Source organism: Variovorax sp. PAMC26660 (assembly GCF_014302995.1).
Lineage (GTDB): Bacteria > Pseudomonadota > Gammaproteobacteria > Burkholderiales > Burkholderiaceae_C > Variovorax.
Genome location: NZ_CP060295.1, coordinates 462,798 through 486,886, shown reverse-complemented (window position 1 = coordinate 486,886; position 24,089 = coordinate 462,798). Strand labels below are relative to the sequence as shown.

21 protein-coding genes are annotated in these 24,089 nt (G+C 66.8%); 11 read left to right on the top strand and 10 right to left on the bottom strand.

Annotated elements, in window-relative coordinates; translation table 11 throughout:
* Positions 1 to 9 precede the first annotated feature (9 nt).
* The 5 genes from H7F35_RS02265 to H7F35_RS02245 all read right to left on the bottom strand — a co-directional run bounded on the left by H7F35_RS02265 (position 10) and on the right by H7F35_RS02245 (position 5,779).
* Complete coding sequence (locus tag H7F35_RS02265) at positions 10 to 999, bottom strand: tripartite tricarboxylate transporter substrate binding protein (RefSeq protein WP_187111368.1); 990 nt, start codon at positions 997 to 999, stop codon at positions 10 to 12.
* Entirely contained in the window at positions 996 to 1,811 is an 816-nt protein-coding gene (locus tag H7F35_RS02260) for an IclR family transcriptional regulator (protein WP_187111367.1), read from the bottom strand. The genes H7F35_RS02265 and H7F35_RS02260 overlap by 4 nt, the downstream gene beginning before the upstream one ends.
* 402 nt (positions 1,812 to 2,213) lie before the next feature.
* Positions 2,214 to 3,950: a cobaltochelatase CobT-related protein gene (locus tag H7F35_RS02255; protein ID WP_187111366.1), complete on the bottom strand. Its 1,737-nt coding sequence runs from the start codon at positions 3,948 to 3,950 to the stop codon at positions 2,214 to 2,216.
* A complete protein-coding gene (locus H7F35_RS02250; protein ID WP_187111365.1) occupies positions 3,947 to 4,930 on the bottom strand; it encodes an AAA family ATPase in 984 nt (327 codons plus the stop codon). The genes H7F35_RS02255 and H7F35_RS02250 overlap by 4 nt, the downstream gene beginning before the upstream one ends.
* A 30-nt stretch (positions 4,931 to 4,960) precedes the next feature.
* Complete coding sequence (locus H7F35_RS02245) at positions 4,961 to 5,779, bottom strand: IclR family transcriptional regulator (protein ID WP_187111364.1); 819 nt, start codon at positions 5,777 to 5,779, stop codon at positions 4,961 to 4,963.
* Between the two features lie 172 nt (positions 5,780 to 5,951).
* Here H7F35_RS02245 and xsc point away from each other — a divergent pair, with 172 nt between their 5' ends.
* Together xsc and H7F35_RS02235 are read left to right on the top strand one after the other, a co-directional pair.
* Positions 5,952 to 7,775, top strand: a complete 1,824-nt coding sequence (xsc, locus tag H7F35_RS02240) for a sulfoacetaldehyde acetyltransferase (protein WP_187111363.1) — start codon at positions 5,952 to 5,954, stop codon at positions 7,773 to 7,775.
* Between the two features lie 7 nt (positions 7,776 to 7,782).
* The gene (locus H7F35_RS02235; protein ID WP_187111362.1) at positions 7,783 to 9,006 is read left to right on the top strand and encodes an acetate/propionate family kinase; all 1,224 of its coding nucleotides are present in this window, start codon (positions 7,783 to 7,785) and stop codon (positions 9,004 to 9,006) included.
* A gap of 27 nt (positions 9,007 to 9,033) precedes the next feature.
* Here H7F35_RS02235 and H7F35_RS02230 read toward each other — a convergent pair whose 3' ends face one another.
* Complete coding sequence (locus H7F35_RS02230) at positions 9,034 to 9,975, bottom strand: LysR family transcriptional regulator (RefSeq protein WP_187111361.1); 942 nt, start codon at positions 9,973 to 9,975, stop codon at positions 9,034 to 9,036.
* Positions 9,976 to 10,058: 83 nt separating this feature from the next.
* On the opposite strand from H7F35_RS02230, the gene H7F35_RS02225 reads away from it, so the two are divergent.
* The 7 genes from H7F35_RS02225 to H7F35_RS02195 all read left to right on the top strand — a co-directional run bounded on the left by H7F35_RS02225 (position 10,059) and on the right by H7F35_RS02195 (position 18,688).
* A complete protein-coding gene (locus tag H7F35_RS02225; protein ID WP_187111360.1) occupies positions 10,059 to 12,998 on the top strand; it encodes a molybdopterin oxidoreductase family protein in 2,940 nt (979 codons plus the stop codon).
* Positions 12,995 to 13,837, top strand: coding sequence for a 4Fe-4S dicluster domain-containing protein (locus H7F35_RS02220; protein WP_410010756.1), 843 nt, complete (start codon positions 12,995 to 12,997; stop codon positions 13,835 to 13,837). The genes H7F35_RS02225 and H7F35_RS02220 overlap by 4 nt, the downstream gene beginning before the upstream one ends.
* 4 nt (positions 13,838 to 13,841) lie before the next feature.
* Positions 13,842 to 14,774 (top strand): dimethyl sulfoxide reductase anchor subunit family protein, encoded by a 933-nt coding sequence (locus tag H7F35_RS02215; RefSeq protein ID WP_187111359.1) that lies wholly within the window; start codon positions 13,842 to 13,844, stop codon positions 14,772 to 14,774.
* A gap of 72 nt (positions 14,775 to 14,846) precedes the next feature.
* Positions 14,847 to 15,743 (top strand): LysR family transcriptional regulator, encoded by an 897-nt coding sequence (locus tag H7F35_RS02210; protein ID WP_187111358.1) that lies wholly within the window; start codon positions 14,847 to 14,849, stop codon positions 15,741 to 15,743.
* 76 nt (positions 15,744 to 15,819) lie between these two features.
* The gene (locus H7F35_RS02205; protein WP_187111357.1) at positions 15,820 to 16,467 is read left to right on the top strand and encodes a 4-carboxy-4-hydroxy-2-oxoadipate aldolase/oxaloacetate decarboxylase; all 648 of its coding nucleotides are present in this window, start codon (positions 15,820 to 15,822) and stop codon (positions 16,465 to 16,467) included.
* A 53-nt stretch (positions 16,468 to 16,520) separates the two neighbouring features.
* On the top strand, positions 16,521 to 17,498 hold the full coding sequence (locus H7F35_RS02200) for a Bug family tripartite tricarboxylate transporter substrate binding protein (RefSeq protein ID WP_187111356.1): 978 nt from the start codon (positions 16,521 to 16,523) through the stop codon (positions 17,496 to 17,498).
* A gap of 53 nt (positions 17,499 to 17,551) precedes the next feature.
* Positions 17,552 to 18,688, top strand: a complete 1,137-nt coding sequence (locus tag H7F35_RS02195) for a hypothetical protein (RefSeq protein ID WP_187111355.1) — start codon at positions 17,552 to 17,554, stop codon at positions 18,686 to 18,688.
* Between the two features lie 22 nt (positions 18,689 to 18,710).
* Here H7F35_RS02195 and H7F35_RS02190 read toward each other — a convergent pair whose 3' ends face one another.
* From H7F35_RS02190 to H7F35_RS02180, 3 genes are all read right to left on the bottom strand, one after another.
* Complete coding sequence (locus H7F35_RS02190; protein WP_187111354.1) at positions 18,711 to 19,640, bottom strand: SMP-30/gluconolactonase/LRE family protein; 930 nt, start codon at positions 19,638 to 19,640, stop codon at positions 18,711 to 18,713.
* A gap of 55 nt (positions 19,641 to 19,695) precedes the next feature.
* Complete coding sequence (locus tag H7F35_RS02185) at positions 19,696 to 20,523, bottom strand: hypothetical protein (protein WP_187111353.1); 828 nt, start codon at positions 20,521 to 20,523, stop codon at positions 19,696 to 19,698.
* Between the two features lie 92 nt (positions 20,524 to 20,615).
* Positions 20,616 to 20,855, bottom strand: a complete 240-nt coding sequence (locus tag H7F35_RS02180; protein WP_187111352.1) for a hypothetical protein — start codon at positions 20,853 to 20,855, stop codon at positions 20,616 to 20,618.
* Positions 20,856 to 20,995: 140 nt separating this feature from the next.
* Here H7F35_RS02180 and H7F35_RS02175 point away from each other — a divergent pair, with 140 nt between their 5' ends.
* Together H7F35_RS02175 and H7F35_RS02170 are read left to right on the top strand one after the other, a co-directional pair.
* Positions 20,996 to 21,652, top strand: coding sequence for a response regulator transcription factor (locus H7F35_RS02175; RefSeq protein WP_187111351.1), 657 nt, complete (start codon positions 20,996 to 20,998; stop codon positions 21,650 to 21,652).
* Entirely contained in the window at positions 21,649 to 23,034 is a 1,386-nt protein-coding gene (locus H7F35_RS02170) for a sensor histidine kinase (protein ID WP_187111350.1), read from the top strand. Before H7F35_RS02175 ends, H7F35_RS02170 begins: the two co-directional genes overlap by 4 nt.
* Positions 23,035 to 23,094: 60 nt before the next feature.
* On the opposite strand, the gene H7F35_RS02165 is transcribed toward H7F35_RS02170, so the two are convergent.
* Positions 23,095 to 23,985, bottom strand: a complete 891-nt coding sequence (locus H7F35_RS02165) for a LysR family transcriptional regulator (RefSeq protein ID WP_187111349.1) — start codon at positions 23,983 to 23,985, stop codon at positions 23,095 to 23,097.
* Between the last annotated feature and the right edge of the window lie 104 nt (positions 23,986 to 24,089).

The following is a 24,089-nucleotide window of genomic DNA, read 5'->3' as shown; positions in this document are numbered from 1 at the left end:
CTTTGTCGATCAATCGACTTTGATGTTGGCCTCTTTGGCGAGCTTCTGCCAGCGCACGAGTTCCGTGCTCACGACCTTGCCAAGCTGCCCCGGCGTACCGCCGACGCCTTCGCTGCCTTGCGCCAGCAGCTTGTCGCGGATTTCGGGTTCTTTCACCACGATGTTGATGACGCGATTGAGCTTGTCGATGACGGGTTGCGGCGTCTTTGCCGGCACGAACACCGCGTACCACGAGTCCACATCGAAATCGGGCACGCCGGCTTCCTGCATCGTCGGCACGTCGGGAAAGGCCGCGCTGCGCTTGGTGGTCGACACGGCGAGTGCCTTGAGCTTGCCGGCCTTCACGAACTGCGCGGCGGCCGGAATCGACACCCACAGCAGCGGCACTTGCCCGCCCATCACATCGGTCACGGCCGGGCCGCCACCGCGGTACGGGATGTGCGTCATCTGCGTGCCGGTGCGCAGCTTGAGCAGCTCGCCCGCCAGGTGCCCCGGCGAGCCATTGCCCACCGACGCGAAAGAAATGCTGTCGGGCTTGGCCTTGGCCAGTGCGACCAGCTCGGCCACCGTGTTCGGTGCGAACTGGTTGTTGGCCACCAGGATCTGCGGCAGCGAGGCGACCATGCCGACAGGCGCGAAGTCTTTCGCCGTGTCGAAGCTCAGCTTGTTGTAGATGGCCGGGTTGATGGTGTGCGACGACAGCGTGAACAGCACCGTGTAGCCATCGGGCGCCGACTTGGCCACGACCTCGGTGCCGATGGAGCCGGCCGCGCCGCCGCGGTTGTCGATCAGCACCTGTTGCCCCAGCAGGCTCGAAAAGCGCTCCTGCACGATGCGCGCGATCACGTCGGTGCCGCCGCCGGGCGGGTAGGGCACGACGAGGCGGATCGGCTTGGTCGGGTAGTCGCCGGCGTGTTGTGCCTGCGTGGCGAAGGGCGCTGCCAGGGCCGCGGCGGCCAGCAGGCCCGCGCGCAGCCAGGGGGCGAGGAACAGGTTCATTCGAGTCTCCTTCTCTTTGTGATGGATGTCGGGAGCTGCTGCCCTGCCGCGGGCTCGGGGCTGGCGCGGTAGCCCAGCGTGATGCTGGCGTCGCGTGCGCAGGCCCTGATGTGGTCGGCCAACTCGCGCGCCTGCGTCCGCGCGAAGCGGATCGACGGCACGCTCATACCCACGGCTGCGATCGCTTCACCGCGCGCGTTGAACACCGGCACGCCGAGGCCGCAGACACCAAGGCGCCATTCCTCGCGGTTCTCGGCGTAGCCGCGTGTGCGTGTGCGCTCCAGTTCAGAGAAGAGGGCATCGAAGTCGGTGATGCTGTTCTTCGTGTGTGCGACCAGCGTGCCCAGCCGCTGCTGGAGTGCGGGCACGTCGAGCGAAGCCGCCGCCAGCAGGGCCTTGCCGGAGGCTACGCAATAAGCCGCCGCACGACCGCCGACGCGCGAGTAGGCGGCCACGGGCAGCGGGCTGTCGAACTTGTCGAGATAGACGATTTCGGCGCGGTCGAGCACTGCGAGATGGATGGTCTCGCCGGTGGCCTGCGCGAGCAATGCCAGGTGGGGGCGCAGCAGTGCGCCGACATCGGCCGCCTCGCCGACCAGTGCGCCCAACTCGAACAGCCGCAGGCTGGGGCGGTAGGCGCTGGTGTCGGGGTCTTGCACGGCCCAGCCGCACTCGACGAGCGTTTGCAGCGTGCGATGCGCGTTGCTGCGCGCCATGCCGAAGGCCTGGGCCAGGTCGGTGACGCGGCAGTCGCGCTGCTGGCGCGTCATCCATTCGATGGCGGCCAGACCCTTGGCTAACGTGGAATCCATTCGAACCCTCTTTGGATGTTCCAAATATCGGAACAGCGTTCTCGGATGTGAAACGCAATGTAAGAACCCTTGGGGCTCTTTGTCAATCGGGGGAACGGAGCTTTGCTTTTCTTGGCTGCCTTTGTGGGTTTGGAGGGCCGCTGCAGTTCAGGGCGTCGCTCACGCCGACACGGTGCTCTTTTTCGCGAATGTCCCCCGCTTCGCTCCTCCTTTATTTCGCGAAAAAGAGCCCCGTATCGACGTGAGCTTTGGACAGAGCGGTCGTTGATCGGCTGCACACCAGCAGCGTGCCCCTGTGCGAATGACACCAGGTGCTCCCCGCAGCGAAATAAAGGAGGAGCGAAGCGGGGGACATTCGCACAGGGGAGCACCTGGTGTCATTCGCACGTACCCCGAACAATCTCAGCGCCGATGCCACCCAGCCATGAGCTCGATGACTTCGCGAAAGATCGTGTTGCCCGCCGAGGTAGCAAGGTCCAGCACATGGCTGCGGCTGTAGTACGGACTCAAGTCCAGACCCACGCCGATGCCGGAAATCGCGATGTCGCCGCGTTGCTCCTGCCGTGCAACCACATCACGCAGATGGTGGTCGAGGTAATGCGCATCGTTGGCGAGGTGGGTGGCGCTGTCCATCGGCGAGCCATCGGAAATCACGAGCAACAGCTTGCGTTCTTCCGTGCGTTGGCGAAGGCGCGTGCAAGCCCAGTCGACCGCCTCGCCGTCGATCCCTTCTCGGAACAGATCGGCCTTGAGCAGCGCCGCCATTGCAGGCCGTGCGCGCCGCCACGGCGTGGCTGCGGCCTTGAAGACGAGATGGCTGCGCTCGTTCAGGCGGCCGGGGTGGGCCGAACGGCCTGCGCGTACCCATTCGCGCTGTGCACGGCCGCCGTTCCATGCGCCGGTGGTGAAGCCCAGCACCTCACTGGTCACACCGGCCTGTTCGAGGGCGCGCGCGAACACGTCGACCATCATCGCGACCGATTCGGCGTGCTCCTTCATCGAGCCCGAGCAGTCGATCAGGAAGGTGACCACGCTGTCGGCGACCGGCTCCATGCGCTCGGTGCGGAACAGGCGGCGTTCGGTGGGCGAGGCCACGAGTTGTGCGAGCCGGCGGCCGTCGATCAGGCCTTCTTCCTGCCCGCCGTCCCAGCCGTCACGTGTCGGCTCGGCCAGCAGCGCGCGCAGTTCGCGCGCCAGGCGGGCGATGTTCACGCCCTGCGCGGCGATGCGGCGGTCGAGCTTTTCGCGCAGATCGGCGAGCACCTCCTTGCGCGCGAGCGTGGCGGCATCGTGCTCGCGGTCGTAGGCGGTGGTGAAGACGCGGTAGGCGCCACCCGCATCGTCGAGCACGGCGCTGCGGCCCGACTCGGCGGTGGTGAAGCGCTCGATGATCTCCTGGTCCATGTCGGCGACGAGGCTGAACACGCTGCGCTTGTCGTCGACGTGCGCATCGCGCGCGGTGTCGCTGCCTTCGTCGCCGGCCTCGTGCAGCATGGTGGCGATGGTGCGTGCGATGGCCCGTGCGTGTACGGCGTAGGCGGCCTGGTCGGCACGATCTTTGCGCAGTCCTGCGAGTGCATGGCCGATCAGCGGTGCGAGCGCGAAGCGCGTGGCTTCGAGCATGTCTTCGGTTTCTTCCACCACCTGCTGACCGTTCACGCGGGCGCGGCAGATCTGGGCCACGGCATAGAGCAGCAGGCCGCGTGCGGTGTCGGTCAGGCCCGAATGGTGGAAGGCGAGCGACCACTGCTCGTGTCGGTGCCGCAGGTTGTGGCGCATGCCGGCCATGACTTCGGGCACGAGCGCTTCGACGCGGAACTGTTCGAGCATCTCGAACACCATGCGCTCGACCGGCTCTTCGGGGCGCAGGCGTTCATGAAGTGCTGCATCGGAGTCGGTGAGCCGGAGCGCCAGCCCATCGGCCACGCCGCGGAAAGACGCAAAGTCGTCGGTCTCAGGCGACGGGTGCAGATGCGGTGCGAACCACGGCAGCGCGGTGCGACCACGATGCAACCGGCGCCCGCGAAAGTGCAGGTCGCGCTCGCCGCTGAAGGCCCGCACCACGCCCGCGCACAGCTCGGCCACCAGTTCCTCTTGCCGCACGCGGCGCTGCATCGCGCTCGCGGGCGTGTCGGTCATGGCTGCGCGCCCGGCGAGAGTTGGTGCGACTCCTTCAGCTCCTGGTCGAAGCAGCGCTGGAAGTATTCGGCGACCAGTGGTCGCTCGGCGTCGTCGCACTTGTTGACGAACGAGAGCCTGAACGCCAGTGCCGGGTCTTTGAAAATCTCGACGTTCTCGGCCCAGGTGATGACCGTGCGCGGCGACATCAGCGTCGACAGGTCACCCGCCGCGAAGCCCTTGCGCGTGAGGTCGGCCACGGCCACCATCTGCGCGACGAGCTTGCGTCCCGCATCGTCGGCCAGCGACGGCACGCGCGCTTGCACGATGGCTATTTCTTCATCGGCCGGCAGGTAGTTGAGCGAGGCGACGATGTTCCAGCGATCGATCTGCGCATGGTTCAGCCGCTGCGCGCCGTGGTACAGGCCGTTGAGGTTGCCCAGGCCGACTGTGTTGGCTGTGGCGAACAACCGGAAGAAGGGGTGCGGCCGCAGCACCTTGTTCTGGTCCATCAGCGTGAACTTGCCGTCGCGCTCCAGGATGCGCTGGATGACGAACATCACGTCGGGCCGGCCCGCGTCGTACTCGTCGAAGACCAGCGCCACGGGCCGTTGCAGCGACCAGGGCACGATGCCTTCCTGGAACTCGGTGACCTGTTTTCCTTCGCGCAGCACCACCGCGTCTTTGCCGACAAGGTCGAGCCGGCTGATGTGGCCGTCGAGGTTCAGCCGCACACAGGGCCAGTTCAGGCGCGCAGCCACCTGTTCGATGTGGGTCGACTTGCCGGTGCCGTGCAGCCCCTGCACCATCACGCGCCGGTCGCGCGTGAAGCCCGCGAGGATGGCGAGCGTCACGTCGGGGTTGAAGCGGTACACCGCATCGACCTCGGGCACATGGTCGTCGCGTTCGCTGAAGGCGGGCACCTGCAGGTCGGTGTCGATGCCGAACACCTCGCGCACGCTCAGCATGCGGTCGGGCCGAAGGTCTGCGGTGTCGGTCACGGTGGTCTTTCGATATCGGACGGATGGGGCTCAGGCCAGCGCGCGGTCGGCGCCGGCGTCGGTGTCGATGCGGCTCAGCGCCAGCGCGGCGCGCTGCAATGCCGGCAGCAGCGTCTTCGCCCTGGCCGCATCGAGCCGCATGATCGGCGCCTGCACCGCGATGCAGAGATTGGAAGGGGCGTCGTCGCCCGAAGGCACCAGCGCGGCAATGCACAGCAGGCCGGGCAGGAACTCTTCGTTGTCGATGGCAAAACCGCTCTTGCGCACGCGCTGCACTTCCTTCTCCAGCACTTCCGGGTCGGTCAGTGTCTTGGGTGTGTAGGGCTCCAGCGGCGCATTCGACAGCAGGCGGCGGCGCTGCGCGGGGCTCATCTGCGAGAGAAAAATCTTACCGCTGGCCGAGCAGTGCACCGGCACGCGCGAACCCGAGTGCAGGTAGAAGCGCAGCGGCGCGGCGGTCTCCACGCGGTCGAGGTACACGACCTCGCTGCCCGACAACGCCGTGAGGTTGCAGCTCTCGCCGATCTCTTCGACCAGTTGACGCAGCACCGTATGGCGCGCACCGTGCAGGCTGTCGTTGAGCAGCAGGTTCTCGGCCAACCGCCGCAGCCGCGTGCCGATGCCGTAATGGCGCCCGTCGCCTTCGCGCTGCAGCAGGCCCGCGCCTTCGAGCTGCTGGAGCATGCGGTGCAGCGTGGGCTTGGGCAGGCCGGTTTCTTCGACCAGGCCCTGCAGCGAATAGCGCAGGTCTTTCGCGGCCATGACTTCGAGCAGCGCGAACAGCCGCATGGTGGGTGTGTCACCCGCCGGTTCGGTGGCCTCTGGCGTGAGCCCTTTGACGATCTTCATGGGGCCGGATCATAGTCTTTTTGCAAAAAACAAGACAAGGCGTACCGTTTTTTGTAAATTGTTTGACGCCGCCGCGATGCCGTCCTATATTCCGCCGGAATGAATTTCGGAACAAGAGGTTCCGACTTTTCGAGTTGCCGAACAACCCCCATCCCTCCAGGAGACGCCTTCCATGAGCCAGAAGAAACCCGCCGCACCCGCCCGTGAAGCCGTTACCGGCGTGCAGAAGATGACGCCCTCCGAGGCCTTCGTCGAGACCATGGTCGCCAACGGCGTGACCGACATCTTCGGCATCATGGGCTCGGCCTTCATGGACGCGATGGACATCTTCGCGCCCGCCGGCATCCGCCTGATTCCGGTGGTGCACGAGCAGGGCGGTGCCCACATGGCCGACGGCTATGCGCGCGTGTCGGGCCGCCACGGCCTCGTCATCGGCCAGAACGGCCCCGGCATCAGCAACTGCGTGACGGCCATCGCGGCCGCCTACTGGGCGCACAGCCCGGTCGTGATGATCACGCCCGAGACCGGCACCATGGGCATGGGCCTGGGCGGCTTCCAGGAAGCCAACCAGTTGCCGATGTTCCAGGAGTTCACCAAGTACCAGGGCCATGTGAACAACCCCAAGCGCATGGCCGAGTACACGGCGCGCTGCTTCGACCGCGCCATCTCCGAGATGGGCCCGACGCAGCTCAACATTCCGCGCGACTATTTCTACGGCGAGATCACCACCGAAATTCCGAAGCCGATGCGCGTGGAGCGCGGCGCGGGCGGCGAGAACAGCCTGAACGCTGCGGTCGAACTGCTGGCCTCGGCCAAGTTCCCGGTGATTCTTTCGGGTGGCGGCGTGGTCATGGGCGATGCGGTGCAAGAGTGCAAGGCACTGGCCGAGCGCCTGGGCGCGCCGGTGGCCAACGGCTATCTGCGCAACGACTCCTTCCCCGCAAGCCACCCGCTCGCGGCGGGTCCGCTGGGGTACCAGGGCTCCAAGGCCGCGATGAAGCTGATCGCGCAGGCCGACGTGGTGCTCGCGCTCGGCTCGCGCATGGGCCCCTTCGGCACGCTGCCGCAGCACGGCATGGACTACTGGCCGAAGGACGCGAAGATCATCCAGGTCGAGGCCGACCACACCAACCTCGGTCTGGTGAAGAAGATCACCGTCGGCATCCATGGCGACGCCAAGGCCACGGCCAAGGAACTGCTCAAGCGCCTGCAGGGCAAGACGCTGGCCTGCGACGCCACCAAGGCCGAGCGCGCCGACAAGATCAAGGCCGAAAAGGCTGCGTGGGAAAAAGAGCTCGACGAGTGGACCCACGAGCGTGACCAATACAGCCTGGACGCCATCGAGGAAGCCAAGGGCGAGAAGACACCCACCGGCGGCAGCTACCTGCACCCGCGCCAGGTGCTGCGCGAGCTTGAAAAAGCCATGCCGCCGCGTGTGATGGTCTCCACCGACATCGGCAACATCAACGCGATTGCCAACAGCTACCTGCGCTTCGAGGAGCCGCGCAGCTTCTTCGCGCCGATGAGCTTCGGCAACTGCGGCTACTCGCTGCCGACCATGATCGGTGCCAAGTGCGCCGCACCCGACCGCCCGGCCGTGGCCTACGCCGGCGACGGCGCCTGGGGCATGAGCATGGTCGAGATCATGACGGCCGTGCGCCACGACATTCCGGTGACCGCCGTGGTCTTTCACAACCGCCAGTGGGGCGCCGAGAAGAAGAACCAGGTCGACTTCTACAACCGCCGTTTTGTCGCGGGCGAACTCGAAAGCGAAAGCTTCGCGGGCATCGCCAAGGCCATGGGCGCCGAGGGCATCGTGGTCGACAAGCTCGAAGACGTGGGCCCCGCGCTGAAGAAGGCCATCGACATGCAGATGAACGAAGGCAAGACCTGCGTGATCGAGATCATGTGCACCCGCGAGCTGGGCGACCCGTTCCGCCGCGACGCGCTGGCCAAGCCTGTACGATTCCTCGACAAGTACAAGGACTACGTCTGAACATCCCATGGCCGATGCGCTGCTGACACTCAACGCCGGATCGTCGTCGATCAAGGTCGCGCTGTTCGATGCGGGCGATGAGGCACGCAGCGATGGTCGCGTTCTGCCGGCGGCGCTGTGGTCGGGCCAGGCCGACGGCCTGGGTGCCGGACTGAAGGCGCGGCTGCGCGTGCGCGATGCGCAGGGCAACACCCTGCACGACGCCGCACTCGATGGCGCGCAGGCTTCGCACCAGGGCGCGCTCGCGGCGCTGCTTGACTGGCATGCACAGCAGGGCGACGGCTGGCGCATTGCCGGTGTCGGGCACCGCATCGTGCATGGCGGCACGGATTTCGTTACGCCGGTGCGCATCGATGCGCAGGTGCTCGAAGCACTGGCCCAACTCGAACCGCTGGCACCGCTGCACCAGCCGCACAACCTGGCCGGCGTGCGCGCGGCAACGGCGGCCTTCGAGAGCGTGCCGCAGGTGGCGTGCTTCGACACCGCCTTCCACGCGGTGCAGCCCGAGGTCAACCGCCGCTTCGCATTGCCGCGTGCGCTGCACGATGCGGGCGTTCGGCGCTACGGCTTCCATGGGCTTTCCTACGAATCCATCGTGGCGCAGCTCGTGCATGTGGCGCCCGAGCTGGCGCAGCAGCGCGTGATCGTCGCGCACCTGGGCAATGGCGCCTCGATGTGCGGCATTGCGCAAGGTCGCTCGGTGGCCACCACGATGACCTTTTCTCCGCTCGACGGCCTCACCATGGGCACGCGCTGCGGCCACATCGATGCGGCCGTGGTGCTGTACCTGATGCGCTCGCGCGGCATGTCGGCCGACCAGGTCGAGACGCTGCTGTTCCGCGAATCGGGCCTGCTCGGCATGTCGGGCGTGTCGAGCGACATGCGCGCGCTCGAAGCGTCCGTCGAACCCGCCGCGGCCGAGGCCATCGGGCACTTCGTCGAACAGGTGGTGCAGCACATGGGCAGCCTGGCGTCAGCGCTGCGTGGTGTCGATGCCATCGTGTTCACCGGCGGCATCGGCGAGAACTCCGCCGGGCTGCGTGAACGCATCCTCGAAGACTGCGAATGGCTGGGCGTGAATGTCGATGCCGCCGCCAACCGCAGCCGCCAAGATGGCGCGCAACGGCTCACCACGCCCGAGAGCCCGGTCAGCGCCTGGGTGCTGCGCACCGACGAAGAGGCCGTCATTGCGCATCACACGGCGCAAGTGCTGCACGCGCAAGGCGCCTGATGGCAAAAGCCTGAGCGGCCGCCAGCCTCAGCGCAACACCGCAGTGGCCGCAAAGCGTGGCACGGTCGCCCCGCAATGGCGAAGGAAGTCGGCGGTGGCACGGCCCAGCAGCTTGTCGCGGTGCATCACCGTGGCCAGCCGCCGGACGCCGGCGGGCAAGCGCGTGCGCAGCTCGATCAGGTGGCCGTCTTCCAGCGCCTGCGCCACCGTGTAGCGTGAGAGGCAGGCCAGCCCGGTGCCTGAGGCCACCACGCGCTTGATGGCCTCGGTGCTGCCCAGCTCGAAGCCCACACGCACCTGGTCGAGGTTCTGGATCAGCCATGCATCGGTCACCTGTCGCGTGCCCGAGCCGTGCTCGCGCAGCACCCAGGTGGCTTGCGAGAGTTGCCGGTGGGTGGCGACGCGGTTCGCCAGCGCATGGCCGGGCGCGGCCACGATCACCAGTTCGTCTTCGCGCCATGCACGCACGACAAGGTCGGGGTGTGTCTGCGGCCCTTCGATGAATCCGACATCCACGTCGAAGCCCGCCACCGCCTCGATCACGTCGCGCGTGTTCGCGATGTGCAGGCGCACCTGGCTCTGAGGATGCAGGGCGGTCCATTGCGACAAGCGTTCGGGCAGCAGGTATTCGCCGATGGTGAAGCTGGCCGCCACGCGCAGTGGCGCCGCATGCTCGCCGCTGAAGAGTGCCTGCAGGTCGCTGGCCTGATCCAGCAGCGCCTGCGCCTTGGGCAACAGCGCGCGGCCGTTTTCGTTGAGCACCAGCCGGCGGCCGATGCGGTCGAACAGGAGGGCGCCGACGGACGCTTCCAGGTCAGCGAGCGCGCTGCTTGCCGCCGACTGGGAACGCGCGATGCGGTCGGCCGCGGCACGGGTGCTGCCGCCACGCGCGGTGGCCACGAACACTTCGAGCTGGCGCAGGTTCAGGCGCAGCCGCTGGGCGGATTGCTGATCTGTTTTTCCGGTCATCGTGAGCAATATTCTGCGCTTTTTCGTTTGATGGAAGACCCCTAGCATCGGCGCAGCCCCCGCTTGAAAACAAAGGACCGCCAGTGTTCAGTTTCCTGTCCCGCGAGCCCGTGCACGATCCGCTGTCGGCCCCCACGCCCACGGCCGACACCGAGGTCAAGACCACCACCTGCTACATGTGCGCCTGCCGCTGCGGCATCCGCGTGCATCTGCGCGAGGGCGAGAAGGGCCCCGAGGTGCGCTACATCGACGGCAACCCGAACCATCCGCTGAACCAGGGCGTGATCTGCGCCAAGGGCTCGTCGGGCATCATGAAGCAGGTGTCGCCCGCGCGCATCACGCAGCCGCTGCTGCGCAAGGCCGGCAGCGAACGCGGGGCGGGGGAGTTCGAGCCCATCAGCTGGGAGCGCGCCTACGGCATGCTGACCGAGCGCCTCGGCCACATCCGCGCGACCGATCCGAAGAAGTTCGCGCTGTTCACGGGGCGCGACCAGATGCAGGCGCTCACCGGCCTGTTCGCTCGGCAGTTCGGCACGCCCAACTATGCGGCGCACGGCGGTTTCTGCTCGGTCAACATGGCCGCGGGAATGATCTACACCATCGGCGGCAGCTTCTGGGAATTCGGTGGGCCCGACCTGGAACGCGCCAAGCTGTTCGTGATGATCGGCACGGCCGAGGACCATCACAGCAACCCGATGAAAATTGCGATCAGCAAGTTCAAGCGGGCGGGCGGGCGCTTCATCTCGATCAACCCGATTCGCACGGGCTACTCGGCCATCGCCGACGAGTGGATTCCGATCAAGCCGGGCACCGATGGCGCGCTGTTCATGGCGCTGCTGCACGAGCTGATCGGCAATGAACTGGTGGACCACGCGTTTCTGAAGCGCTTCACCAACGCGCCGCAGCTCGTGGTGCTGGACGACTGCGAGCGCGAAGGGCTGTTCGCCTTCGATCCCGAGCGCGGTCCGCCGGGCGACGGACGGCATCCGCACAACAAGCTGGTGTGGGACAAGACAAGCAGCAGCGTGAAGCCCGCATACCCCGAAGGCATTGAAGAGGGTTGCGACCCTGCCCTCGAAGGCCACTACACGCTGGCCGATGGCACGCGCGTCGCGCCATCGTTCCAGTTGCTGCGCGAACGCGTGGCGAGCTGCACGCCCGAGTGGGCGCAGGCCATCACCGGCATCGACGCCGCGCGCATCCGCAAGCTGGCGCGCGAGATGGGCGAGACGGCGCTCAAGCAGGCTTTCGAGCTGCCCATTCCGTGGACCGATGCGTGGGGCAAGAAACATCCGACCACGCAGGCGCGCCCTGTGGCCTTTCATGCAATGCGTGGGCTGGCGGCCCATTCCAACGGCTTCCAGACCGTGCGCGCGCTGGCGGTGCTGATGAGCGTGCTCGGCACCATCGACGCGCCGGGCGGCTTTCGGCACAAGGCGCCGTACCCGCGCCACATCGTTCCCAATTACCGGGCCTTCAACGACCCCGGCATGATCCAGCCGAACACGCCGCTCAACGCGGCGCCGCTGGGCTTTCCGGCCAACCCGGAAGAGCTGGCGATCAACCCCGACGGCTCGCCGATCCGCATCGACCATGCCTTCTCGTGGGAACACCCGCTGTCGGCACACGGGCTCATGCACAACGTGATCACCAACGCGGTGAAGGGCGACCCCTACCGCATCGACACGCTGATGATCTTCATGGCCAACATGGCGTGGAACTCCAGCATGAACACCATGGGCGTGCGCGAGATGCTCAACCGCAAGGATGAGAAGGGCGAGCACATGATTCCCTTCCTCGTGGTGTGCGATGCCTTCCAGAGCGAGACCGTGGCCTTTGCCGACCTGGTGCTGCCCGACACCACCTACCTCGAACGCCACGACGTGATGGGCATGCTCGATCGCCCGATCTCGGAGTTCGACGGACCGGTCGATTCGGTGCGCGTGCCGGTGGTGCCACCGACAGGGGAGTGCAGGCCGTTCCAGGAAGTGCTGATCGAGCTGGCCTCGCGCCTGAAGTTTCCGGCCTTCACCACGCCCGAGGGTGGGCGCAAGTACACCGGCTACCCGGACTTCGTCGTCAACTTCGAGCCACAGCCGGGCATCGGCTTCCTGATGGGCTGGCGCGGCAAGGACGGCACCGAGCATCTGCGCGGCGCGCCGAACCCCAAGCAGTGGGAAGCCTATGCGCAGAACAACTGCGTGTTTCAGTACCACATGCCCGAGACCATGCACTACATGCGCAACTGGAACCGGGAGTACCTGGACTTCGCAAAAGGCAAGGGCTGGCGCCAGCGCAACGACCCGGTGCAACTGGCGCTGTATTCCGACACGCTGCAGAGCTTCAGGCTCGCGGCGCAGGGAAAGAGCACCGGCCGGCAACCGCCCGATGCATTGCGCGAACGCATCGACACCTACTTCGACCCGCTGCCCTTTTGGTATCCGCCGCTCGAAGAGGCCGCGACCGATCTCGATGCGTATCCGCTCAACGCGCTGACGCAACGCCCGATGGCGATGTACCACTCGTGGGATTCGCAGAACGCCTGGCTGCGGCAAATTCACAGCCACAACTACCTGCACGTGAATCCGCTCACCGCGCAGGCAGCAGGCATTGCCGACGGCGGCTGGTGCTGGGTCGAGAGCCAGTGGGGCAAGGTGCGCTGCATGCTGCGCTACAGCGAGGCCGTGGAGCCGGGGACGGTGTGGACCTGGAATGCGATCGGCAAGGCCGATGGCGCATGGCAACTGGCGCCGGGGTCGGACGAGGCGCGCAAGGGGTTCCTGCTGAATCACCTGATCAGCGAAGAGCTGCCCTTCGCGGGAACGGCGAGCGGACGCATCAGCAATTCGGATCCGATCACCGGGCAGGCCGGCTGGTATGACGTGCGGGTGCGGATACGGCCGGCGGAACCTGGGGAACCTGAAGAGACTTTTCCGCAGATGGCGAGCATGCCGAGTGCGCCTGGGGTGTTGGGGAAGGCGGCGAGTGTGTTGACGTACTTTGCGGGGCGGGGCAGGAAATGATGCAGTGGCTGAAAGACCTGATCGCGGCGCCGTCCCCGGTCTTGCTCCCTCCCCTTCCGGGGGAGGGTTGGGGTGGGGGCACGACGGCCTTCATTGAAGTGCGGCCCGCAGTTGATGCGCCGCCGCCCCCACCCCTCCCCTCCCCCGGGAGGGGAGGGAGTCATACGGGGTCCAAACGCGCCGAGCAGGGCGAGACGCTCGCCAAGCAACTCGCCCTCGTCATCGACCTCAACGTTTGCGTCGGCTGCCACGCCTGCGTCACGTCCTGCAAGCAATGGAACACCTCCGGCAGCGCCGGACCGCTGGCCGACGAGCGCCCCTACGCCGCCAATCCCACAGGCACCTTCTTCAACCGCGTGCAGACCTACGAGGCCGGCGCCTTCCCGGCCACCGAGACCATCCACTTCCCCAAGAGCTGCCTGCACTGCGAAGACCCGCCGTGCGTGCCCGTGTGCCCCACAGGCGCGAGCTACAAGCGCAAGGAAGACGGCATCGTGCTGGTCGACTACGACAAGTGCATCGGCTGCAAGTACTGCGCATGGGCCTGCCCCTACGGTGCACGCGAGTTGGACGAAGAACGCCAGGTCATGACCAAGTGCACCTTGTGCGTCGACCGCATCTACGACGAGCAGTTGCCCAAGGAAGACCGCAAGCCCGCCTGCGTCAAGGCCTGCCCGACCGGCGCGCGCATCTTCGGTGACGTGAAAGATCCGGACTCCGACGTGTCGAAGGCCATCCGCGAACGCGGCGGCTACCAGTTGATGCCCGAGTGGGAAACCAACCCGGCCAACCAGTACCTGCCGCGCCACATCACGCCGTCGACCGACGCGCGGGAGTAGCCGCATGCATCCCGCGTTCTCGATTCTTTTCTTCACCACGCTCGCCGGTGCGGCGCAGGGGCTGGTGTTCACGCTCGCACTCGGCGCGCTGTTCGGTCTGGAGATGGCACCGGGCTTCCTGACGCTGGCGTTGGGCGTGGCCGAGGTGCTGCTCGTGGCCGGCCTGGCCGCGTCGTTCATGCACCTGGGCCGCAAGACCCGCGCATGGCGTGCGGTGCTGATGTGGCGCACTTCGTGGATGTCGCGCGAAGTGATCGTATTGCCGGGCTTCATCGCGCTGGTGGCGCTGTGGTGGCTGTCCTTGCAGTTGGGCGCAGATGCACCGTGGTCGTGGCTGCTGCCGGTGCTGGTGCTGTGCGGTTGCCTCGCACTCTGGTACTGCACGGCGATGATCTACGCGTGCCTGCGCTTCATCGAGGAGTGGGCGCATCCGCTGACCGTCGTCAACTTCACGCTGATCGGGTTGTCGTCGGGGCTGGTGCTGGCGTGCGCGATGGCGGCAGTGGCCGGTGAGGTGCGCTTCGTGCAGGTCTTCGGGCCGTGCGCGCTGGTCGCCACCCTGGCGGCATGGGCGGCGCGCGGGCAGGCACTGCGGCGCAACGCCGGCATTCGCCACAAGTCGACCTTGCAATCGGCCACGGGCATCCGTACCGAAAAGCTGGTGCAGAAGTCGATGGGCATGTCGGCCGGGTCGTTCAACACGCGCGAATTCTTCCACGGTGCATCGCTCGCCGCGCTCAAGAACATGAAGCTCGGCTTCCTGCTGCTGGCCTTCGTGCTGCCGGCGCTGCTGCTGGTGTGCGGTTTGATGAGCAGCGCCGTGTGGCCGTGGCTGTTCGCGGTGCTGGTGCAGGCGCCGGGCCTGCTGGCCGAGCGCTGGTTCTTCTTCGCGCAGGCCAAGCACCCGCAGAACCTGTACTACCAGGTGGTGTCCTAGCCTTTCCTGACGACTGCCTGCACGGGTTTGCATCCACCCTGGGGCCGCGTGCCCGTGGCACGATCCCCCGCCATGAACTTTCGTCAATTGCGCTACTTCTGCGAGGTGGTCGACAGCGGCACTCTCTCACGCGCTGCAGAGCGCCTGTTCGTCGCGCCCACCGCCATCAGCATGCAGATCGCTCAACTCGAGCAAGGTCTCGGCGGTGCCTTGTTCGATCGCACCGCCAAGCCCATGACGCTGACGCCGCTCGGGCTGTTCTTCCTGCCTCGGGCCAGGGAATTGCTGGCCAACGGCCAAAGGCTGGAAGAAGAGACCCGCGACGTGGCCACCGGCAAGAGCGGCTGGCTCGGCATCGGCTTTGTTCGCTCGCTGCTCAACTCCGTCGTGCCGGCCGCGGTGCGGGCCTTTCGGCACAAGCACCCCGACGTCAAGCTGGAACTGGTCGAACTGCTGTCCGAACACCAGCCGGCGCAGCTGCGCAGCGGACGCATTCACATCGGCCTGTCGCGCTTTGCCGCGCCGCCGGAGCCGCCCGCGGACCTGCGGCATGTGACGCTTTTCGATGATCCGTTCGCCGTTGTCGTTCCCGCGGATCACCGGTCGGCCAAGCGCGGCAGAGTCTCGCTGGCCGAGCTGTCGAAGTTGCCGCTGATCAGCTACCCCAAGGACCCGCAGAGCTCCTTCGCGCAGCAAGTGATTGCGCGGTTGCGCGAGGCAGGTGTCGAACCGCGCGTGGGGCACGAAGCCATCGAGATTCACACCGCGCTCGGACTCGTCGCAGCGGGCCTGGGCTATGCGGTCGTCGGCGCCTCGGTGGCGCAGCGCGGGCAGAGCGACGTGGCCTTCGTCAAGCTGGCGGAACTCAAGGCGTGCACCACGGTCGTGGCCGTGACGCGCGCCGACGAGGAGGGCCCGCTGGTCGCTTCGATGCTCAAAACCCTGGCGTCAGTCCGGCCGATGTCGTAGAACTTCAAGATATCTGAAGATATCCGCAGAAAACGGCAATATCGTTCAGGAGTTCATCGGGTGATCATCCGCACCCATGAGACAAGAATCACATGACAACGCCCTTGAGCGCCTGCGTCAGCTGGGCGCAGCCACCGTCTACGAAGCGCAGGGGGCGCGCGGCGCGTTCGACAGCGGACTGAAGCCGCTCGATCCCGCCAGCCGCCTCGTGGGCCCGGCCCTCACCGTGGACATTCGCCCCGCGGACAACCTCATGCTGCACTACGCGCTGCTCAAGGCGAAGCCGGGCGACGTGCTGGTGGTCGATGCCAAGGGCTTCATGGAGGCCGGCCCGTGGGGCGACGTGCTGACGCAAGCGGCCTTGGCGTGCGGCGTGGCGGGCCTCGTCATCCACGGCGCGGTGCGCGATGCCGAGGCCATCGTGCGCATGGGCTTTCCGGTGTTCTGCCGGGGGCTGTCGATCAAGGGCACCGGCAAGCATCAGCCCGGACTGTTGAACGTGCCCTTGTGCATCGGCGATGCGGTGGTTCGGCCGGGCGACATCGTCGTCGGCGACCGCGACGGCCTCGTGATGGTCGAGCGCGATGCCGTCGACCTCGTGCTGGCGAGCGCACTGGCCCGCGAGGAGAAGGAGGCCGGATTCCGCCGCGCGATCGCGAACGGAAGCTCCACGGCGGAACTGCTCGGCCTGACCGACACCCTGCATCGCCTCGGACTGCACTGAGGCGCGGCCGCGCCGCGGCCAGAACAACGAAGACCCCCCAGGAGACAAAACCCATGAACAAGCGAACCGTCCTCAGGCTCTGCGCGTGTGCTTTCGCGCTGGCCGCCACTGCATCCGCACCCCTGGCCTTTGCGCAAACCTATCCGCAAAAGTCCATCCGCCTGATCGTTCCATGGCCTGCGGGCGGTGCGACCGACTCGGTGGGCCGCTCGGTGGCCGAAGCCTTGCGTGTGCAGCTGGGGCAGCCCGTCATCGTCGACAACATTGCCGGCGCGGGCGGCAACATCGGCACGCAGCAGTTCGTGCGGCAGCCGCACGACGGCTACACGCTGCTGCTGGCCACGAGCTCGACCAACTCCGCCAACCCCTACCTCTACAAGCGCACCGGCTTCGACCCGATCAAGGACTTCGCGCCGGTCGCATCCCTGGCTGTCATCCCGAGCGTGATGGTGGTGGCGGCCGGGTCGCCCTACAAGACGCCCGCGGACATCGTCAATGCCGCCAAGGCCAGGCCGGGCACGCTGTCCTTCGGTTCGGGCGGCGTCGGCAACTCGGCGCATCTGGCGGGCGAGCTCTTCAAATCGGTGGCCGGCATCGACGTCATCCACGTGCCCTACAAGGGCAGTTCGCCGGCGCTGACCGACGTGATGGCGGGCCAGCTCGACTACATGCTCGACACGGGTGCCTACGGTCAGGTCAAGGGCGGAAAGATCCGCGCCATCGCCGTTGCCTCGGAAAGGCGCCATCCCATGCTGCCGGGCGTGCCAACCTTCGAGGAGCTGGGGATCAAGGGCATGCACATGAATGCCTGGTATGGCCTGGCCGCACCGGCGGGCACGCCACCCGCCGTGGTCGAGCGGCTCAACGCGGCGGTGCAGACGGCCTTCAAGAGCGGTGACCTGAGCAAGCGGCTGTCCGACATCGGCGCCGAAGTGCGACCCGGCGACGCCGCGAGCTTCGCCGCCTTCTGGAAGTCCGAGCTCGAGCGCTACGCTGGCCTTGTGAAGCTCACCGGCGCATCATTGGATTGATGCGCACAGGCATTGCGCTGCTCGGCGAGATCAACAAGAAGGAGACAAGACAGATGAGTACCACTGCATTTATTGCCGCAAGGCGCCTGGGCGTCGTGCTGGCCTGCACGGCTGCTGCGATCCTCACTGCCGGCTGCGCGGCACCCGGCAACAACACCGCCGGCGCACCGTCGTTCCACGTCGACGCGTCGTGGCCTCAGCCATTGCCCAACCGCTGGATCCTCGGCCAGGTCAGCGGCGTGGCCGTGGACACCGAAGATCACATCTGGGTGTTGCAGCGCCCGCGCAGCCTTTCCGAGGACGAGGCCGGCGCAGCCGCCACGCCGCCGCAGTCCAAGTGCTGCCTGCCTGCGCCACCGGTGCTCGAGTTCGACACCGTGGGCCGGCTGCTTCGTTCATGGGGCGGCCCCGGTGCCGGCTATGACTGGCCGGGCAACGAGCACGGCATTCACGTCGATGCCAAGGGCTTCGTCTGGATCACCGGCAACGGCGACAACGACGGCCAGTTGCTCAAGTTCACGCGCGACGGCAAGTTCGTCCTGCAGATCGGCAAGGTCGGGCCGCAGACCGGCAGCGCCGACACCACCCGCCTGGGCAAAGCTGCGGGCGTGGAGGTCGACGGTGCGGCCAACGAGGTGTACGTGGCCGACGGCTACCAGAACCGCCGCATCATCGTGTTCGATGCCGACACCGGCGCCTACAAGCGCCATTGGGGCGCCTACGGCCGCCCGCCCAGCGATGCCGAGAAGCCGCAGGCGCGCCGCACGTCGCCTCCCATGCAGGCCCAGCTCCAGCAGTTCGGCACGCCAGTGCACTGCGTGCGCGTCGCGCGCGATGGGCTCGTGTATGTGTGCGACCGGCTCAACAACCGCGTGCAGATCTTCAAAAAGGACGGCAGCTTCATCAAGGAATTCATGGTCGAGCCCGCCACGGCCGGCAACGGCTCGGTGTGGGACATGGTGATCTCGCGCGATGCGCAACAGAGGTGGCTCTTCATGGCTGACGGCCGCAACAACCAGGTGCTGACGCTCGACCGCAGCACCGGCGTAGTGGCCGGCACGCTGGGCCGGCCGGGCCGGTATGCGGGCGAGTTCCATTGGGTGCACGACCTCGCGATCGACTCGCGCGGCAACCTCTACGCAGGCGAGGTCGACAACGGCAAGCGTGTGCAGCGGTTTACGCGCGATTGACGAGGCGGCCCGGGCGGTCTGTTCAGGCCTCGAAGTTCAGCGCGAGCCCGGGCGTGGGCCAGTCGTCGATGGCGATCAGCCTTCCGCTACCCGACAGCGTGACGTAGGCCGTGCGCCGGTCGCGCCCGCCGAAGCAGATGTTGGTGGTGTAGCGGTCGGGCAGCGGCACGTGCTCGATGGTGCCGCCATCTGGCGAGACGATGCTGATGCCGCCGTGCAGCAGCGTCGCCACGCACAGGTTTCCGAGCGCATCGACCGCCATCGAATCGAAGCGCTGGTAGTGCCCGCCCGGCGAGGCGCACAGCATGCGGCCGCCATGTGGCGAAGGCCAGCCGTCCTTGCGCACACGCCCCGGTGCGGTGATGTCGAAGGCCCAGACGCGTGCGCCTTCGGTCTCGGCGTAGTAGAGCGTGTTGCCATCGGGCGAGAGGGCGATGCCGTTGGGCGTCATCACGGGCCGGGCGATCACGTGGGCGGCGTTGCCATCGGTGTGGCCGTAGAACAGGCCGCCACGGTCCATGTCGCGCTCGCGCGTCTTGCCCAGGTCGGTGAAATAGAAGCCGCCCTGCGCGTCGAACACGATGTCGTTGGGGCCGCAGAGCGCGCCGTCTTCGACCGTGTCGTACAGGCGCTCGGCGCGGCCGGTGTTCAGATCGACGCGCTCGATGCGTCCGCCCGAATAGTCGGCGGCCTGGCCCACGGGCCGCAGGAGGCCATCGGCCTCGGTGTGCCACCTGAACCCGCCGTTGTTGCAGACATAGACCGCGCCATCGGGCCCGATGGCCGCGCCATTCGGGCCGCCACCCAGATCGGCGACCACCTGCACCAGCCCGTCGGCGCGCACGCGCGTGAGCGTGCCGCGTGCGATTTCGACCAGCAACACCGAGCCGTCATCCATGGCAATCGGGCCTTCGGGAAACTGCAGGCCGGTGGCGAGTTCGCGGATGCGCATGGGGAGACCTCGGTGGTGCGTCGGGTCCCCAGTTTGCTACGTCTTGCCGGAAACGCTAAGCAAAAGCATTCCGCGCAACGGGCTCCCGGATGGCGGCCCGCGCGAGCCGCCATGCGAGGAACAGGAAAGCCAGCGGCAGCACGATGGTCTGCAGCACGAACAGCGCAATGAGCTTCACGATGCGCTCGGCCCAGTCCGAAGCCGACTTCAGGATCTGCTCGTAGGTCGCCTTCAGGTTGGGGAGTTTCGGCAGCCAGCGTTCGATGCGGTCTTTCCAGCCTTCCTGCGCGATGGGTGCTTCTTGCGTGGCGTCGACCACGGCAGTCGGTGATTTCTCGATGCCCGACAGTGCAGTCTGGTACTCGTTCGCCATGAACACGCGGTAGATGCCCTCGTTCGCTACTGCGCTGAGCGGCACCGCGAAGCGCACCAGCAGCAGGCCGATCAGCGCCGACTGCAGCCAGCGCGGCGAGCGGCCGTGCCGCCAGCGCACCACGATCCAGGCGAGCGCGACAGCACAGACGAGGTAGGACATCAGGTGATGCGCGCCGATGTTCAACAACACCAGCTGGATGCCGAACGACACGCTGGCCGCCAGCATGATGGCCGCGAATTGCTCGATCAGTTCGTTCAACGGCTTCAGCGCCTGCCCCGGCGCAAAGCTCACACCGACGCCGCCCGGCGTGGCATCGACCTGCGTGCCTTGCGCGACCGACACCACGGCGCCCAATGCGCGCGCCGCCGCAAAGGTGGTCAGTGCGCGTTTCAAGCCGTTGTTGACCTGCTCGCGCGCGGGCGCATCGACCGGCGCAATCCAGCAGCCGATGAGGACAAGGGCGGCGATGAGCAGCAGGTAGGCGCGTTGCAGAGTCGGGGCCTTCATGTTCAAGTGGTTTCGCATGAGCGCCATTCTGTAGCCTCGCTGTGGCCGCGCAGGGTCTTGCCCGCAAGAAGGACGGGGGCACGCGCCGGCAGTTACTTCAGCAGTGCGCGCAGCAGGCCCGACCGCTTCAACCGCATGATCAGGCTGCAGCGGCTGAGCCGGCAGCGCAGTTGAAGCAGGAGCGGCTTGGCACGCGGGTCGTTGTCGAGGCCGTGCTTGCCGGTCGCATCCTGCGCATGTGCCACAGGAGCGCCATGTACCACCACCTCGTCGGGGCGCGGCGCTGTGGCTGCGGGCAGCCCTTCGCCGTCGCCGCAGGCGGAGAGCGCCATGGCGACCAGAATCGCTGCCAGAAGCGAACGGTGCTTCGAGATTCTGAAGACGGGGACCACGCAAAACTCCATTGAGAGGCCGCATTGTTCGCCGCCGAACCTTTGGCAATGCTTAAGGTTGGTGCATGGACAATCCGGCCATGCACCTCCTGCTCATCGAAGACGACCTGGACCTGGGCCGGGCCCTCTCGCAAGCGCTCAAGGCCGAAGGATTCAGCATCGAGTGGCTGCGCCGCATCGCGGACGCTCCGCGATCCTTCGAGGGCGACGCCTGTGGCTGTGTGCTGCTCGACGTGAGCCTGCCCGACGGGTCGGGCCTGCAACTGCTCTCGCGCTGGCGGCGTTCCGGGGTGACGGTGCCCATCGTCGTCATTACCGCGCGCTCCGCGCTCGAAGACCGGTTGGCCGGGCTCGACGGCGGCGCGGACGACTATGTCGTCAAGCCTTTTGCCACGCCCGAACTGGTGGCGCGCATCCATGCCGTGCGGCGGCGCTACGCGCACCAGGCCAGCGACGTGTGGGCCTTCGGCGAGTTGGAGATCGAACCGCGCAGCCATGTGGCACGGCTCGGCGGCGTGGTGCTCGACCTGTCGCCGCGCGAATTCCAGTTGGTGCTGGAGCTGGCGCGCGAGCCCGGGGCGGTGATTCCCAAGGGCACGCTGTCGCAGCGGCTCGACCCGCTGGGCGAGCCGGTCGACTTCGGCGCCATCGAAGTGCATGTGTCGAACCTGCGCCGCAAGATCGGCGCCGAGCGCATCAAGACAGTTCGCGGCGTCGGCTACATGCTCGTGTCATGAAGTGGCTGTTCCAGCGCAGCCTGGTGCGGCGCGTGGCGCTGTCGCTGCTGCTCGCCTTCACACTCGCATGGGCCGTGCTCGTGGCCTACATGTACCTGGACTTCCGAAGGACCATGGACACCGACTCCGGCGTGGTGCGCGCCGGCCGCGAACTCAACAGGGCGCTGGCCGGCGTCAGGCGTGACGATGTCGCGGTAGCGGTCATGGACACCATGGCGAAGATGATCAACGAACTGCGCCGTGGGGAAGGCAATCTTCCTGGGAAGGTGGTCTTCCTGCTGAAGGACACCGACGGAAAGCTGGTCTACGTGTCGCCGGAGATCGAGGGGCTGGCCGTGCGGGGCGACCCCGAAAAGATGGTCGACGTCAAGTTGGGCGAACAGCGTTACTGGCTCTACGAGGGGAGCAACCCGCGCTGGCAGGTGTGGGTGGGCGAGCCGCACTCGGGCATCCCGTGGCTGCTCGGTTTCATCGGCAGCTCGCTCATCGTGCCTTTTCTGATCGCGTTTCCGTTCGTGCTTGCGCCCGTCTGGATTGCCGCAGCACAGGGCATCAAGCCGTTGAGGATGCTTGGCGAGCGCATTCACCTGCGCAGCGCGGAAGACCTCTCACCACTGGGCTTCGATGCGAAGTACGCCGAGCTGAAACCGCTCGTGAAGGCGCTCGAAGATTTGCTGGCGCAGCTGCGAGGCAAGGTCGATCGCGAGAGATCGTTCGTGAACGACGCGGCGCACGAGCTGCGAACGCCGCTGGCTGTGATCGGTGCGCAGGCCCACGTACTGTCGCGCTCCATCGACCCGGCCGAACGGCAGGAGGCGGCGCAGCACCTCGAACACGCCATTGCACGCGGCTCGCACCTGATCCAGCAACTGCTGGAGCTGGCGACCATGGACGGCTCGACGCGCCCCGAGATGCAGCGCGTCGATGTGGCCGAGCTGACGCGGCGGTATCTGGCGCAGGCCGCGAAAGATGCGGCCAACCGGCAGCTGGAGCTGATCCTCGAATCGCCCGACAGCGTGCGCTTCAGCCTGCCGGTGCCGCTGTACGAATCGGTGCTGCGCAACCTGCTCGACAACGCGGTGAAGTACGTCGATGAGGGCGGGCATGTGGTGGTGACGCTGCGGCTCGAGGGCGGCGTGCTAATGCTGTCCGTGGTCGACAGCGGGCCGGGCATTCCGCAGGAAGAACACGCGCTTGTGTTCGATCGCTTTCATCGCGTATCGGGCACGTCGGCACAAGGCACGGGGCTGGGCCTTTCGATTGCGCGGCAGGCATGCCAGCGCATGGGCGGCACGATCGAACTGACGCAGAACCCGACGGGGCGTGGGTGCGCTTTCGAGGTCCGCATTCGGAGCCGGCTCACGCTCGATTCGTTGCGTTGAACGCAGCGCACTGTTAGCGCGCCGGTCACACGTTCGATCCGTGTTCGGGGAGCCAGGTATTCAGCGCGTTGCGGCTTGTGGTGGAAAGTGCGCTCGCGCAATGTCCACCAGTGCATCGACCAACGGCGCCCGCACGGTCGAGCGTTGCCAGAGAACGCCCACGGTCCTCACGGGGCAGGGCGGGGGCAGCGGCCATTTCTTGAGTTCGCGGTTGGGCGCGCCGATGACGGCCCAGTCGGGCAGCACCGAAACGCCCAGCCCTTCGGCCACCAGCTTCGCGATGTACTCGATGCCGTCAAGTTCGACGCGAACATTGGGGCGAATGCCGAGCTGGCGCAGGTAGTCGTCGGCCATCTTGCCGCCGACAACCTGGCGGTCGTAGCGGATGAACGGCTCGCGCGCGATCGTGGCGAGCGCAGACGTGACCTTCATGCGCGCAGGCGTCAGCAGCACCAGCGGTTCGTGACGCAGGCAGTGCCAGTTGATGGTCTTGGGCAGCTCGAAGGTCGGGTGCACGAGGATCGCTGCATCCAGCTCGCCTGCCATCACGCGGCCATACAGCGCCGTGCTCGAACCCAGCTCGATGTAGATACCGATGTGCGGATGGCGCCGCACCCAGTCCTTCAGGATCAGCGGGATGATGCCCATGAGCCCCGTGGGAATGGCGCCGAGCCGCAGAGGCCCCGCGGGAAGCTCCGTGTCCGATGCTGCCGACTGCAGGTCCCGCAACTCCCGCAGCACGCTGCGCGCTCGCGCGAGGATGCGTGCGCCCGACACCGTGGGCCTGACGGTTCGCCCCGAGCGAACGATGAGCTGGCTGCCGATGTCCGCCTCCAGCGCGCGCACGCGCTGCGCAATCGTCGCGGGCGTCATGTCCAGATGGCGGGCCGCCTCGGCGATCGACCCGAGTTCGACGACCGACACGAAGCTCTGGAGAAAACGTGAATCCATGGTGTTTGATGCCCCAAGTGCAAAGCGTGCGGGCCGACTGTGCCCGCATCAGAAGAAACAATTTACTTCTTCAGAAGATATGGAACAACCATTTTTCTTTGCTT

Excerpts from the sequence above, each read along its gene's own strand:
- xsc (WP_187111363.1), top strand. The coding sequence starts at position 5,952 with ATGAGCCAGAAGAAACCCGCCGCACCCGCCCGTGAAGCCGTTACCGGC.
- H7F35_RS02165 (WP_187111349.1), bottom strand. The coding sequence starts at position 23,985 with ATGGATTCACGTTTTCTCCAGAGCTTCGTGTCGGTCGTCGAACTCGGG.
- H7F35_RS02245 (WP_187111364.1), bottom strand. The coding sequence starts at position 5,779 with ATGAAGATCGTCAAAGGGCTCACGCCAGAGGCCACCGAACCGGCGGGT.
- H7F35_RS02175 (WP_187111351.1), top strand. The coding sequence starts at position 20,996 with ATGCACCTCCTGCTCATCGAAGACGACCTGGACCTGGGCCGGGCCCTC.
- H7F35_RS02265 (WP_187111368.1), bottom strand. The coding sequence starts at position 999 with ATGAACCTGTTCCTCGCCCCCTGGCTGCGCGCGGGCCTGCTGGCCGCC.
- H7F35_RS02220 (WP_410010756.1), top strand. The coding sequence starts at position 12,995 with ATGATGCAGTGGCTGAAAGACCTGATCGCGGCGCCGTCCCCGGTCTTG.
- H7F35_RS02260 (WP_187111367.1), bottom strand. The coding sequence starts at position 1,811 with ATGGATTCCACGTTAGCCAAGGGTCTGGCCGCCATCGAATGGATGACG.
- H7F35_RS02185 (WP_187111353.1), bottom strand. The coding sequence starts at position 20,523 with ATGAAGGCCCCGACTCTGCAACGCGCCTACCTGCTGCTCATCGCCGCC.
- H7F35_RS02200 (WP_187111356.1), top strand. The coding sequence starts at position 16,521 with ATGAACAAGCGAACCGTCCTCAGGCTCTGCGCGTGTGCTTTCGCGCTG.
- H7F35_RS02180 (WP_187111352.1), bottom strand. The coding sequence starts at position 20,855 with ATGGCGCTCTCCGCCTGCGGCGACGGCGAAGGGCTGCCCGCAGCCACA.
- H7F35_RS02230 (WP_187111361.1), bottom strand. The coding sequence starts at position 9,975 with ATGACCGGAAAAACAGATCAGCAATCCGCCCAGCGGCTGCGCCTGAAC.
- H7F35_RS02190 (WP_187111354.1), bottom strand. The coding sequence starts at position 19,640 with ATGCGCATCCGCGAACTCGCCACCGGCCTGCAGTTTCCCGAAGGCCCG.
- H7F35_RS02170 (WP_187111350.1), top strand. The coding sequence starts at position 21,649 with ATGAAGTGGCTGTTCCAGCGCAGCCTGGTGCGGCGCGTGGCGCTGTCG.
- H7F35_RS02210 (WP_187111358.1), top strand. The coding sequence starts at position 14,847 with ATGAACTTTCGTCAATTGCGCTACTTCTGCGAGGTGGTCGACAGCGGC.
- H7F35_RS02205 (WP_187111357.1), top strand. The coding sequence starts at position 15,820 with ATGAGACAAGAATCACATGACAACGCCCTTGAGCGCCTGCGTCAGCTG.
- H7F35_RS02235 (WP_187111362.1), top strand. The coding sequence starts at position 7,783 with ATGGCCGATGCGCTGCTGACACTCAACGCCGGATCGTCGTCGATCAAG.
- H7F35_RS02215 (WP_187111359.1), top strand. The coding sequence starts at position 13,842 with ATGCATCCCGCGTTCTCGATTCTTTTCTTCACCACGCTCGCCGGTGCG.
- H7F35_RS02255 (WP_187111366.1), bottom strand. The coding sequence starts at position 3,950 with ATGACCGACACGCCCGCGAGCGCGATGCAGCGCCGCGTGCGGCAAGAG.
- H7F35_RS02195 (WP_187111355.1), top strand. The coding sequence starts at position 17,552 with ATGAGTACCACTGCATTTATTGCCGCAAGGCGCCTGGGCGTCGTGCTG.